Below are 13,975 nucleotides of genomic sequence, written 5' to 3'. Positions count from 1 at the left end.
ATTCGTCATACGAATAATTTACTTTTGAATTTTTACTTTAGCATCTTCCTTCAATGTTTCAAACCCCTTCACTACCAGATTGTCATTTACTTTGAGTCCGGATATGATTTCAATGTTATATTCATCCTCTAAGCCTGTTTCTAAATTACGTATCTTTGCGGTATTCTTCTCAACGACATATACATATTTGCGACGACGGTTCGACAGAATCACGTCCTTGGGGATAATAATGGAGCTGTCTGCTCTGTCTACCACAATATCTGCTTTAGCAAACATACCCGGACGCAATTTTAGTTGATTGTTATCAACTAAAACCTTTCCTTTATAGGTACGCGTTTCCGAACTGATTGCGGGAGATAATTCGCTGATTTTCCCTCTCAAAGTATCACCCGGTATGGTGTAATGAGTAATATATACCGGTTGTGCTTCCTTGACATAGCGGATGCTGCTCTCTGGCAGATTGATATCCATATACATTTTATCATAAGCCATTAGACTTACTACCGGCTTACCCTGCTCTACCCTGATATCAGTTGTATAATGGGGCAGGTCAACAATCACACCATCAAACGGAGCTTTTACCTTCATTTTCTCCAAATTGAGTTGTGCGTTTTCATAATCATAACGGGCATTCGTCACCTTAACTTCCGTATTCCGCATCTCACTCATCGTCACCCCTCCCTTTTCATAAAGCGCTTTTTGTTTCGATTGCTCCTGTTCGGCTATTTCGAGACTGAGCTTTTTAGCGTCGATAGCAATGCCGTTTTCATATTCTTTGTCTTCCAACCGGACAATTATCGTACCTTTACTCACCCTATCTCCCATTTTGAAAGTTTTTCCTGTCTTCGGATTAATTTGAAGTTTATAAAAGCCGCTCATTTCAGAGTTCAGAGACACCCCATAAGTAGGCTGTACTGTTCCTGTTGTATTTATCAGTTTACTGATCGAACCTTTTTTCAGTTCGACAACAGATACCGGAGTAGCAATGTTATTGGGTGCGTTTTGTGGTCTGTCACCACAGCTTGTCAAGCCTATAGTTGCTAATAAAGAAAATGCTATTAAAATGTGATACTGTTTCATGGTCTGCTTATTTTTTATCGATTATATCTTTCATCGGAACAATAGGAATATTCTTGTCGAAGTCATACAATGAAAGAATTTTAAGATTAAGTAATTCTATTCTGTAGTTGATTAATGCTTGCGTATAAGTGATTTTCTTATTTGAAAGTTGTGTCTGGAACTGACTCATTTCCATACCGGTAATATCGCCTTCCCGATAACGTGTCTGGTTCAGATCATAAGTTAATTGAGCATTTTGCACATTCTGCTCGGCAATTTTGATCTGAGTACGGAGATTCTCAAGACTACGCCATACCTGACGGATATTCAGTTCAATATCTACCTTTTCTTCATGAAATTCAAGTTCATTAATTTGTTGTGCAACCTTTTGTGCTTTGATTCGTGCTCTCTTTTCCCCCCAATCGAATATAGGAACAGTAAAACTGATAGAAACACGCGGATTTTGTGTCGGATTATTAAACATTTTATTCAAATGACGGTTATCTCCCATTAATCCGAATGACAAAGAGATATCCCCTTTGAACTCATTCAATGCTTTTGTCTTAATCATTTCAAACTCAAGTTCTTTACTTTCTATTTCACGCTGACGAAGTTCCAACCGTGAGCCTAATCCATGTGTGATAGCTTGTTCCAAATCTACTTGAATAGGTTTAATATCAACTTCGGCAAATACTAAAATATCCTCATCCAATCTCATTCCAAGTGTTTGTTTCAACTTATCTTTCGCATTTTCCAAACTCACCTTACTCTCGTCTACCGACGAACGAGCTGTCGCTAGATTCAACTCAGCCTGAAAAAGTTCGTCTTTGGCTGCTAAATCCGCTTCTACCTTATTTTTTATAATATCATAGCTTTGCTGGGCATTGATTAGTTCCTCACGGCTGATTTCCAAATTACTTTGCGCCATATAAACAGCATAAAATTGGTCTGTTATACTTTTTTCCGTATTCAACCGCTGCAGAGCATAACTAATATCAGCATTTTCATAATCATATTCAATCTGTTTCAATTCCATTTTCCGCTTGTTGTAAGTGAAGATAGGTTGAGTCAATTGCAAATAGAGGTCATTGCTGAATGCCCGGTCGCTGGTTTTATTCCCTTCCAAAATGGAATTATTGTCTTGCCAACCGAACTTGTTGATTAACGAAATCGTACCGTCCGTCCATAAGATGGGTTGCTCAATTTGAAAAGTCCCACTACTGTTGAGCGTTTCATTAGTATACCATTGCGACAGCCGGTTATCGAAACGCCTGTTTTTGTTATAATCTAACGGATTCAGGTTTAACGAGAACCGCGATTTCAACGAAGCCTTCTGAGCAATCAGGTTCTGTTTATACCTTTCCAAATTCATATAGGAACGGCGGAGAGAAGGACTGTTTTCCTGCGCAATTTCCATAGCCTTGTCAATCGTTAAGGGAATTTGCCCTTGCGAGGGTAATGTAATTCCCATGAAAACAACAATTGCCAGTAGCATTCTTTTTAATAGTAGTAAGTCAATTTGCATATAGTTTGCTGTTTTAATTAATATCGTTTCACTATTTTCACTGCGTCGGCTGTTACAGACCGCAGTTTACATTCATCTGTCAGTACCACCCGGATCGTATCTGAGTCAAAGTAGTAACTACCCAGTTGTTCCCACCCCTCATTTGCTTTTCTCAGGTTAACATAGGCATCTTCTACCTCACTGCCATACTTTACTTTAAAATGATATTCCCCCTGAAGATTATTGTTCCAACGAAGTTCATCATCCTTGAATACATGATAATACAAGTCATACTGACCGACTTCCGGTACAGGTACTTTCCATGTAGCAGTCTGGCTGCCGTCCCCACTTTTAATCACAAAAGCCGAACGAATATATTTTCCATAATATCTGTCATTGGTAGTAGCCGTCCATTGTAAAGGTGGACGCCACCAGGATATACCCGAATATTTAAAAGGTGTTTCCTCCACTTCGTCCAACCACTTAGGCAAGAGCCCCACAATGGGAGGAGCGGAAAGAATAAAAAGAGTAGAATCTTCATTATCCACAATAATTTCCCCCGGCAAATCGAACGAAGATTCCGGCAATATATAAATACTGTCTTTGACTATTTTGTTTCGTTCCTGTTTGACATTATTTATGTCTTGACTAATTATATTCGGAAGATTCCCCGAAACCATAGTATTAATCTCAACATTACGGATCTGATCTTCCCAAACCGAAACAAATTCCTTACTGGTATGAGCAGGCATCTCTATTTTTGTTTTGGCTCTGGGGTCTTCCAAAGGCTGATACCACCAACCGTCTTTACGAATATCCATGTGAATAATCCCATCATAATCCGAATTATTACTTATCAGCATTTTCAATACAAAAAATTCTTCTCCACCCTTATTGGTAATTTTAGTCAATGTTGGTTCCCCTAACGAGTAAAAAGGAAGAGGTGTTGTTTTTTCCCATTCTCCCAACAATGAACGAATATCTGTCCGACTTATCTCTCCCAATGTGTCGAGCATATTTTCAAACTTTATATTCAAAAAAGTATTACGTTTCAGCAATGAATATAATGAGTCCCTAAAGGCTTCTACGCCCATATTTATTTCTGCCCTGGCAAAAAGACGGCTTGCTTCCTGTCCGACGATATTATTCTGCAAGTTGCGCAGTTCCATATCGACCAGCAATTCTTTAAATGTACGCTTCTCCAGCAACAGAACAGCCTTTTCATTATTACTAATACCATTAATCTGGCGCTCCCAACCTCCATTCTCTGATTTTTTTTGCAAATACAACTCAATCACTCGGTTGGCAACAGGCCATTCCGAAGAAAAAATATTATACCGGAAATTATAGATTTGTGGAAAAAGAAAATAAGGATTTGCCTCTGACGAAAGATTACCTTTTCCCCTGCTACCGGATGAAAAATTATAATTTCCTTCCGTTTGCGCAAATCTCCAGATAAAATTATTGAACGTACGCATCTGTGCTTCCTGCAAACTGATTTCATTCCTGTCTCCATATCTCGACCAACGTATATGGTTTTGAACCTGTTTCTTCATATCCATATCATCAAACAATGCCCCTTTTTCCGGAAATAAGACCATTTCCGGTTGCACGGTTTCCTGTGCTTGCGACCAAGCACGTTCATAACCCACAAATTGTATTGGTACTTCTATCAACGAAAACCGTTTGAAAGGATAATCCAATTTATAGTTTCGAGCCAGTTGGTCTTTAACATTACGTATTAATGAAGGGATCGTATCGTGGATAGAATCCAAAGCTGCCGAAAAAAAGTCATGTCCTTTCAGATGCCAGATACTATATAGGACGCTGTCTGCAGATATACTTTTCTGCTGATAATCTCCTATGGCCAGTGATATTGTTTGAGACGGAAAATCTCCCTTAAACGTATAAACCCCATGTTCATCGCTCTTACCTTCGCCTTGGGAAAGCGGAACCAACCCTGCTAGAGGCTTCACTTTCAAATGGTAATTGCTGAAATAAGTTTGTTGCCAGTCCGGATTTTCATCACTATAACCAGTTCCGGCACGAGGATACCAATATGTTTCGGGAGTAAGCAATAAATAATCCTTTGTCTGGAAACAGTATTGTTTATCAATATTGAACAGAAATTTCTTTTTAGAAGCCTGTAACACTTCCGGAGGAATATCCAGATAACAAAACGAATTATCTATTTGTCCATCATACTTAAATGTCACTAAGGCAGTGTCTCCCTTTGCCAGATTCGTACCGAAATCTACTAATACGATTTGCTTGTCACGCTTGAATTTAAGTGGTTGTCCATCCGAATCAACGGAACGTACGGTCAGCCCCGGATTCAGGCAAAACGTAAATACGGCAGACGAGTCCAAAGCTACCCCCCTCATGGTTACTTCGGATAGAAAGTCATCAAGACGTTGTTCTACCGAAAAATCATATTGATGAATAAACAGCTTCGGAGTAGCGACATATTGGTTGTTAACACGTGTATATGCAGCCCGTATATCGCCCTGATACAAAATGGAATGCACATGCCAATATCCGCAAGCTAAACTCAGCAAGAGTGTACACACAGAAAGAAAGACCCATGGATAATTGCTACGCGACGAGTGAGGCAGACGCCGGAATAGAGAGATAGTGAAAAAGACAAATGCCAGGCCGGCGAGAAAATAGATAGCCCGGTGATTCAAAATTACTTCCCAATTGGAAAATCCAACAATAGTAGATTTTACTAATGGGAGACTATACGCCATATAATCGAAAAGGTAATAAAACTTATCCTCAATATAAAAAACAGTCAATCCGATATACCCCAACAGAATAACAAAAGTGAGTGCCTGATTCTTCAGCACCAACATCAGAAAGATAGACAGGCCAATAATAAAAACGAGCGTAGGTACACTAATCAGCAGAAAATATAATAAATAAGCTATCCAGTCCACTTCTCCCACTGTCAGATTGAATGCCATTGTAATGCCCATAATAATAAGATTTAGCAGCAGAAAAACACGCAGATTCCCCCAGATCTTACCAATCACGTACTCGGCATTACTTAACGGACGGACATAAAAGACTTCCGACGTATCCAGTTTCTTGTCCCTTTTCAGAAAATCAGAGGCAAGAAAAATAGCAATGACAGCCTGTCCTGTATTCAGCAATAGCAGAATTAGATAAGGTATATTCGACGGAATGGACATAGCAATCCAAAATCCGTAAGTATCCTCCGATACAAATAGGAGAAAATTAAAAAGAGTAGTGATACCTATGGCGAGCACTGTAAACACCCGGAAGAACCAACTTCTTATTAATAACTTGCTTTCATACTTTGCTACCGATTGTATATTAGATAAAAAGGTCATATCAGCATATCGTGTTTAGTCGTTTGTCCAAAGGTTTAATTGATTCTCCATATAATATACATAGGCGTGTTCAAGATTAGGAGGAAATGGCTCCGCTTCGTATCCTTCTACTTTATCGGCAACCACCTGTACCTCCCAAGCTGTCCCTGAGGGAATAGTAGATATGACCGGATATTTTTTATCAATCTCATGCAATTGATCGCCACCGGCTCTGATCCTCCACACCTTGCCTTCGGCTTTCTTCAACATATCTTGCGGAGACCCATAGAAAGAAACTTCCCCCCGGTTCATCAACGCCATATTGTTACAAGTACTGGAGATATCTCCTACAATATGGGTAGATAAAATAATAGTGACGTCATTTTCACTAACTTCGGAAAGAAGGTTACGGAAACGAATACGTTCTTCGGGGTCAAGCCCGGTAGTAGGTTCATCTACAATAATTACTTTAGGATGATGTATCAATGCCTGCGCAATTCCCAACCGACGCTTCATGCCTCCTGATAATTTGTTAGCATACCGCTCACGTACATCAAACAATCCTACATTTTCGAGCATTTCATCCACAGCCTGCTTTCTTTGCCTGTTTTGAGTCATTCCCGACAGACGGGCTGCATAGTCCAAAAACTCATACGTTTTATATTTGGCAAAGAAACGAAAGTCCTGAGGGAGATATCCTAAAATACCACGAATTTCTTTCCGTTGTTTCATCAAATCGTATCCACAGATTTCAACCTGTCCGGAAGTTGGCTCCATTAGAGCTACCAGAATACGCATTAAAGTAGATTTGCCGGCACCGTTGGGACCCAATAAGCCAAACATCCCCGTAGGAATCTCCAGATTGACATCTTTCAATGCATGGTTTCCATTTGGATAAATCTTATTGAGGTTTTTAATAGTTATGCTCATGACATTTTGTTAAGCCTATGTTGTATTGGCTGATAAAGATAGGGTTTATTTATATTACAAGAAGCACAATTGTAAAGATTAACTTATATTAGCAGTCAATAGAAGATACTGGATTCATTCAAATGCAAAAGAGGAAGCCGCTTCACAGTGACCTCCTCTCTCTATACTCTATATGAATGCCCCAAAGGGTTTATTAAAAAAGGAGCATACACAAAAGGGTTTTATCTTAAAAAATTAATTATTAAAAACTTATTCTACTGACTTCAATCAGACAGATAACATCAAAATCATATCAACGATCTTCACAGACAGTTGATATTTAGGGGAAATGTGCATCAAAATAAAATCTGATGCGTAAGCTAGATTAGATAAGATGTACCTCTGTACTTTTCCTAACCAGCATAGTAAAGTAGGGATTCACACGCTACGAATAAATCTAAGCCCCTACTATATATCTCAAATAAATATCTTAGATACTACCTCCCTTACCACCGCTGTGAGTAGGATTATAAGTTACCGTCTTATATTGCTGATCAGCACCTGTATAACGTATCGCAGAGACAGATATTGTTTTTTCGCTTCCGCCATACACTACTGTTGTAGATAATGTAGTTTTACGAGTCTTGGCATAACAAGTATAGTTCATCTCAGTATAACCATTTACATTCACTGTATTGTATGTACGTTCAGTTTCGGTTACTCCAGATGTTGTTCCCATTAATGAGTACATACGAGTTTTAAGATAAGCAGCCATTGCGTTTAGTGTATTTTCGGGAACGCTACTTCCTAATGCTTCTTTTATAGCCTCAACTACACCTCTACCTTTCTCGTAATCCCAACCTGTTTTTTCTTTATACTTCAACACGATACCTGTCAAGGCCTTTGCATTCTCGCTATTGTCACGACTTTCCTGTCCAAGGATTTCGTCTTTCTGAATTACTTCTTTTTCTACTTTACTATTTACTTGATTCTCTATAGCATAAGCAGAGAAGTGTGTAACAGGAGCTTTATAATTAGCCTCACCCACTGTAACTTCAGCAGCCTGTACTTCCCATTCCCCGTTATCCGGATTCAGATAGGAAAGTTGCATAGTTGCTTTAGGGAAAGTTACCCCCGGAATAGGATTAGGAATAGAAATATTTACAGGTTCGCTAAACTGCAAACCTGTCGGCTGAAATTGAGCAGCAGCCAAAGGTATACTTTTTACAGCTTCTACGACCTCAGTAGGCTTAACTTCAGTAACAACCTCTTTAGGAGCAGGAACAAATGTAGTTACACTGATATCAACTTTACCGTTTTTCACAAGGGTCGGATCCTCCTGCGCATCTTCTTTAATTACACCTGCCGGGATCACAATTTCCACTTTCGCAAGAGGCATATCTTCAACAACTTTGTCCGGCTCAACCTGTCCAAAGTCTTCTGTGGTTGTAGGAATCGCCTCATTTGATGTACTTTCATCCTCTACAGTAATTGGATCTGTCATTTCATCCAATACCACTTCTTTTACCGGACTTACTTCCGTCAAGGCAAAAGCAACTTTTACTACACTACGATTCTCAGCATTATCAGCAATTTTCACAGAAGTTTTCTGAGAAAGATAACCATTAGGAGCAACAGAAACCTCATAAGTTCCCGTATTACTTTCCGTTACAGAAAACTCACCTTTCGAATCCGTTATACAATCTTTATCGCCAACTTTCACTTTTACCCCACTTTTTCCTTCACCTTTTACAGTTACAGCACCTTTAATGTAATACTCTACCACCGGTTTCGGAGTTTCAATTACTTCTCCTTCTGCCGGTTTAGGATCGTCATCATCGTCATGACATGCAACTGTAGCAAAAGACAACATACCAAAGGCTATCGCCATGGCACTCACATACATCCATTTTACACTTTTCATAATGTTTCAAATTTGTTAAAATACTTATTCATATCAATCATGTTCAATTCTCACTCGTCCTAATTAAATAATAGCGAATATGATCCGGTTGCCAGAAACGTGAATTCTCGACAGACCTAGGCTCGGTATTATAACTTTCCCCCAAAGAACGGTGGGCGTATTCATTCCCACTACGCATATCATACTGAAAAGCAAAATATTCGGGAAGCATAATCCGCAATGCATGCCGTTTGCGTTTCTTCCCCGGCAACGGAATAGAGAAGTTAAACCCTGCATTCTTTGCCCCGTCCGTATACATACCATATATACCCACAATATATTCGCCGAAATAACGTGAAAGCGTTCCGCGTATTCCATAATCTCCATAAATAAAACGGGATCCTTCCACCTTCACCAGCGTGTTCACTTCCGGCACATAATATCCCACACTAAGCCGTCCATTGATTCTTTTCCACTTACTCATCTCCCACTTGCTACCGTAGAAATGAGAAGAACCGGTAATTCCTCCTTCACCTTCTACCGTCCACCGACCATTTGCAGAAAAATAACCGACTCCCGCAGCAACTCCCATACGATCATCTGAGAAATTACCGCCTGTCAGGTATCCTTTCCAATGATTAGCCAAACGAAAATCCTGACGTAAAGTCATGAATCCCAAGCGAACACAGTCCCACTTTCCTTCTTCATTATTTACGATAGGCAGACTGACTTGCATCCGTAGCGAAGCCCCCTTCCATAATTGCATTTCCAGAGCGGGTTGCAGATCAAGAGCCGCCTTATATAGTTTATAAGTTACATTATTGACTAACATCACACCAGGATATAACACCAAATCCACCTTACCGAAAGTACTGTCTTCCCGTTTTATTCCTTTCAAACGACGCATGGCGGTTCCTGTAGAAGTCGTCATCTCCATATTACGATATACCTCATCCAACGTGTATTCACCGGACTGATACTGTTGAACCAGTTTTGCCGGGAGAGTTATACACAGCTGGGGTAACGCATTATCTAATATAACCAATTGTAGAGTCGGCATTTCTGGCATAGCAACCAAATGACGTATGGCAATACCGATCCCATTATAAGCTCCTCTATACACAGAAGTCTCAAAAGCCGCTGTTATCGTGTCACTTTTCTCTACAACCGAGATATTCTCCATTTCCAGTTTTTTCAAAGTTTCGATCACACGAACGGACTGTGCATGTAACGAAATTCCCCAACAGAGAAAAACATATACTATACCAACTATTCTTTTCATCTTCATTTAATGTATTAATGTACATTCATACCGTAAACCGGCAGACACACATGTAAATTCGCGGGTAAACACGTTGACGGATAGATGCTTCCAAAAGCGCATAGCAGCACCAATGTTCCAACCATGCGTATCATATTCCGCCATGAATTTCAATTCCCGACAAAAAGAGGGAGTATAACGAACTCCGCCGAAAGGTCCTTTATTATATACAGGCTTATCACCCTGATGAAAATACCAACCCGCCGTAATTGCCAGTTGATGTCCCGAACGGAATCCGATTGTTTTAGTAAGCACACCATAGTAGGCACCCCAATATGGAGTTTTTCCTTCAGTCAGAAGATCATCCCCCCCAATCACAACAGCTGGAAAATAACGGCTTTCTTTTAACGGACGAATACGAATCGTATTGGAACGGTCTTGATTGTGATAACCTGTTCTTCCCGTAGCCGTTGTCATTTTGAGTAATGTCATTCGATAAGTAAATTCAATGAAAGAAAACAGTGTCATATCCACGAAATAATTCATTGTAGGAAAACTGAAAACAGAAGGGGTAACTTGCTCGGGTAGGTAGTTTGCTCCTCCTATAAACGTACCGGTTTCCTGCATCTCGGCAGTAGGTATCATTAATTGTCCTGTCGATCCCAAGGAGTATTGTGCACGAACCAAACTGGTCGTCAATATGAAAATCAGAAGTAGAATAATGCCTTTCAATAAAATAAATGGCTTATTCCTGAAAACAGCTTTAGTTTGTTCCATCTCAATTTGTATATTGTTCCCCAATAGCAATTTTCTCAAAGAATTGATTAATCTGCTATTTTTACTATTCATATTTCTGTTACTTCTTAGGTAACAGAACACACACAATCGAAACTAAGCGGAATGAAAATAGAGAAAAACATCGACAAATGTGGTACCAAAGGGCTTTCTGGCTTTAGTGAAAGAGGAAATCCTTTTGAATATAAACAAATTAGCAACAGAGCATGAAGACAATATTATTTCATGTTCGGATATTTTTTTGCCCTATGTTTCAGATAAAACGAAAAAAAATGGAGGATTATTTGTTTGCTATTTCTTTTTTTGTCTATCTTTGCGTCAAATTTAATTCTGTTACCTAAGAAGTAACACACATACTTCACTGCTTATTATCAGTATTTTACCTATTTACCCCTAGTTACATAGCAATTTCTAACGTAAAATAAATTCATTCTATTTACTTCTGTACGTTCTTGCAGATTGAAGCCTTTCAGATAGATTTGTGTTGTTTTTATAGATTTGTGGCCTAATGATTCACTTATCATTTCAATAGGAACTCCGCGATATTTAGCTGTTGTTGCCCAAGAGTGACGAAGAGTGTATGAAGATACAGGCGAATTTAGATGAAGCACTCTTGCCAAATCCTTCAAACGATTATTAAACTTTCGAAGTGCAGACTGATATTCCCGATAAGCTCCTTCATCTTTCCGTTTTTTGTCGCCAGACAGGATATCAAACAGATAATCGGGACAGTCAGAAGGAGTCACTTGGTTACTTCGAAGCTGATTAATCATTTCCTTCGCAGTATCAAGTACTTCCACACTCATAGGAGTCTTAGTCTTGATACGATTATATCGTAGCACATTACTGTCTAAGGACGACTTTTCCAAATGAGCCAAATCGGCAAATGACATTCCACAAAACTGAAACATCAAAGCAGCAATAGTTTGTGTATGACGCAAGCGCTCCGATTTGGGATCATCATACAAAAGCCTGTGAAGCTCGGCAACCGGCAAGGCTTTCTTTTGCCGGATATCCACCCCTGTATAGACATCGTGAAATAATCGGTGCACATAAGGGGCACTCCCCGATTCTACTCCTCTATTATAAATGCTGCGAAGCATACGCATATATGTAGAAACCGTATTAGGTTTCAAGCCACATTCATATAGGTACTGCCCATAACAACGCAAACGTCCCCGGGTCACTTGCCTGAACGATACATTGAACGTACCGCAAAACGTAGTGAAAGATAAAAGGGCATTCTTATAGACATGCGCCGTAGAATACCGTCCTTCTTTCCGTAAACGCTCGATATACATCTCTGCACATCGGCTAAATCCATTTTTATTCATTTTTTGCATCATAAATAATTTTATAAATAATATAATGTATGAGAAAGAACAAAAATAAGCTACTTTATGATTTCGACCACTATAAAAATAAAAAGATAAAGGCTCGAATAATGTTTTTTCGATTATTTATTCGCACAAATCAAAGAAAGTGCCTATCTTTACCACAAGTATTTTTTATTATTCACCATTAAATGTAAAGATTATGGCAAGTAGAAGAGAACTAAAGAAAAACGTAAACTATATCGCAGGAGAGTTGTTCACCGAGTGTTTAATCAACAGCATGTTTATCCCTGGAACAGATAAGGATAAAGCAGATGAGCTGATGTCTGAAGTATTGAAGATGCAGGATGAATTTGTGACCCGTATCAGCCACACAGAACCGGGCAATGTGAAAGTTTTTTATAAAAAATTCCGTGCTGATTTTAATGCAAAGGTAAACGAGATTATTGAAGCTATCGGAAAATTGAACTAAAAACAAAATGAAGAAAGCAATTTATAGCTTTATCTATTACCGCCTGTTAGGGTGGAAAACAAACGTTACGGTACCTAATTATGATAAATGCGTGATATGTGCCGCACCACACACAACGAACTTTGATTTATTTATTGGAAAACTATTTTACGGTGCTTTAGGCCGCAAGACAAGTTTCATGATGAAAAAAGAATGGTTCTTTTTTCCATTAGGATTAATTTTCAAAGCTGTAGGCGGGATTCCCGTAGATCGTGGACGGAAGACTTCATTGGTAGACCAAATGGTTCACCACTTTAACGAATGCAAAAAGTTTCATCTGGCCATTACCCCCGAAGGAACCCGGAAAGCCAATCCAAACTGGAAAAAAGGATTTTATTATATCTCCCTCAAAGCGCAGGTGCCTATCGTATTGATTGGCATCGACTATGAAAAGAAGACGATTTCGGCAACCAAAGCCATTATGCCTTCGGGAGATATTAATAAAGACATGAGGGAAATCAAGCTCTATTACAAAGATTTCAAAGGAAAACATCCTGAGAACTTTGCTCTTGGAGAAATATGATTTAAGTATTAGACAATAAGTATTAACCATAATGGATTCCATTCGAGTTTCTATCATACAAACCGATATCGTTTGGGAAAATAAACAAGAAAATCTCCGTTTGCTCCACGAAAAGCTACAAAGCCTCCGTGGAACAACGGAGATTGTTGTTTTACCGGAAATGTTCTCGACAGGGTTCAGTATGCAAAGCCAGACATTAGCAGAGCCCAATTCCGGCAAAACAATCTCTACTTTGAAACAATGGGCATCCTTATTTCAACTGGCTATCTGTGGAAGCTATATAGCCACTGATAACGGACAGTTTTATAACCGTGCTTTCTTCCTCACTCCCGAAGGAGAATACTATTTTTACGATAAACGCCATTTGTTCCGCATGGGACGTGAAGCCGAACACTTTTCCGCAGGTAACAAACGGATCATCATTCCCTATCATGGGTGGAATATCTGCCTGCTTGTATGTTACGATCTCCGTTTTCCTGTGTGGAGCCGGAACGTCAAGAATGAATATGACTTATTAATATATGTAGCAAACTGGCCTATCCCCCGTCGCCTGGCTTGGGACGCTTTGCTCCGAGCACGTGCTTTGGAAAATCAATGTTATGTATGCGGTGTCAACAGAACAGGCATGGACGGATATCATCTTAAATATAATGGAGGAAGCAAAATCTATTCCGCTTTCGGAGAAGAAATAGCCTCATTGCCGGACGAACAGGAAGGAATAGCTACGACAAGCCTCCAACTGGGTGCTCTCAACCGGCTCAGGGAAAAGTTTCCGGTTTGGAAAGATGCAGACGAATTTCATCTTTAGTATTTGCTATAAAACAAATGTTAAAAACGGCTT

11 protein-coding genes are annotated in these 13,975 nt (G+C 39.4%); 3 read left to right on the top strand and 8 right to left on the bottom strand.

Annotated elements, in window-relative coordinates; all coding sequences use genetic code 11:
* Positions 1 to 18: 18 nt before the first annotated feature.
* From BHV72_RS19035 to BHV72_RS19000, 8 genes are all read right to left on the bottom strand, one after another.
* Positions 19 to 1,080 carry an efflux RND transporter periplasmic adaptor subunit gene (locus BHV72_RS19035; protein ID WP_005677822.1) on the bottom strand — a complete coding sequence of 354 codons (1,062 nt, stop codon included), beginning with the start codon at positions 1,078 to 1,080 and terminating at the stop codon, positions 19 to 21.
* A 7-nt stretch (positions 1,081 to 1,087) separates the two neighbouring features.
* Positions 1,088 to 2,584, bottom strand: coding sequence for a TolC family protein (locus BHV72_RS19030; protein WP_005677821.1), 1,497 nt, complete (start codon positions 2,582 to 2,584; stop codon positions 1,088 to 1,090).
* A gap of 17 nt (positions 2,585 to 2,601) precedes the next feature.
* On the bottom strand, positions 2,602 to 5,919 hold the full coding sequence (locus BHV72_RS19025) for a golvesin C-terminal-like domain-containing protein (RefSeq protein ID WP_022043353.1): 3,318 nt from the start codon (positions 5,917 to 5,919) through the stop codon (positions 2,602 to 2,604).
* A 15-nt stretch (positions 5,920 to 5,934) separates the two neighbouring features.
* Positions 5,935 to 6,828, bottom strand: coding sequence for an ABC transporter ATP-binding protein (locus BHV72_RS19020; RefSeq protein ID WP_005677819.1), 894 nt, complete (start codon positions 6,826 to 6,828; stop codon positions 5,935 to 5,937).
* Positions 6,829 to 7,297: 469 nt separating this feature from the next.
* Complete coding sequence (locus tag BHV72_RS19015; RefSeq protein ID WP_005677818.1) at positions 7,298 to 8,731, bottom strand: hypothetical protein; 1,434 nt, start codon at positions 8,729 to 8,731, stop codon at positions 7,298 to 7,300.
* Between the two features lie 43 nt (positions 8,732 to 8,774).
* Positions 8,775 to 9,992 carry a YjbH domain-containing protein gene (locus tag BHV72_RS19010; RefSeq protein ID WP_005680616.1) on the bottom strand — a complete coding sequence of 406 codons (1,218 nt, stop codon included), beginning with the start codon at positions 9,990 to 9,992 and terminating at the stop codon, positions 8,775 to 8,777.
* Positions 9,993 to 9,998: 6 nt separating this feature from the next.
* Complete coding sequence (locus tag BHV72_RS19005; protein ID WP_032837640.1) at positions 9,999 to 10,748, bottom strand: YjbH domain-containing protein; 750 nt, start codon at positions 10,746 to 10,748, stop codon at positions 9,999 to 10,001.
* 401 nt (positions 10,749 to 11,149) lie between these two features.
* Positions 11,150 to 12,109 carry a tyrosine-type DNA invertase cluster 3b gene (locus tag BHV72_RS19000; RefSeq protein WP_022043351.1) on the bottom strand — a complete coding sequence of 320 codons (960 nt, stop codon included), beginning with the start codon at positions 12,107 to 12,109 and terminating at the stop codon, positions 11,150 to 11,152.
* 193 nt (positions 12,110 to 12,302) lie between these two features.
* Here BHV72_RS19000 and BHV72_RS18995 point away from each other — a divergent pair, with 193 nt between their 5' ends.
* Genes BHV72_RS18995 through BHV72_RS18985 form a run of 3 tightly spaced genes read left to right on the top strand, consistent with a single transcriptional unit; the run spans position 12,303 to position 13,942 of the window.
* Positions 12,303 to 12,572 carry a hypothetical protein gene (locus tag BHV72_RS18995; RefSeq protein WP_005677810.1) on the top strand — a complete coding sequence of 90 codons (270 nt, stop codon included), beginning with the start codon at positions 12,303 to 12,305 and terminating at the stop codon, positions 12,570 to 12,572.
* A gap of 7 nt (positions 12,573 to 12,579) precedes the next feature.
* On the top strand, positions 12,580 to 13,134 hold the full coding sequence (locus tag BHV72_RS18990; RefSeq protein ID WP_005677808.1) for a 1-acyl-sn-glycerol-3-phosphate acyltransferase: 555 nt from the start codon (positions 12,580 to 12,582) through the stop codon (positions 13,132 to 13,134).
* Between the two features lie 31 nt (positions 13,135 to 13,165).
* The gene (locus BHV72_RS18985) at positions 13,166 to 13,942 is read left to right on the top strand and encodes an amidohydrolase (protein WP_005680556.1); all 777 of its coding nucleotides are present in this window, start codon (positions 13,166 to 13,168) and stop codon (positions 13,940 to 13,942) included.
* The last annotated feature ends 33 nt before the right edge of the window (positions 13,943 to 13,975 follow it).

Origin of the sequence: Bacteroides sp. 43_46 (genome assembly GCF_001915455.1) — a bacterium.
Taxonomy (GTDB): Bacteria; Bacteroidota; Bacteroidia; order Bacteroidales; family Bacteroidaceae; genus Bacteroides; species Bacteroides caccae.
The sequence above is the reverse complement of the archived record's forward strand: the minus strand, read 5'-3'. Positions and strand labels throughout refer to the sequence as shown.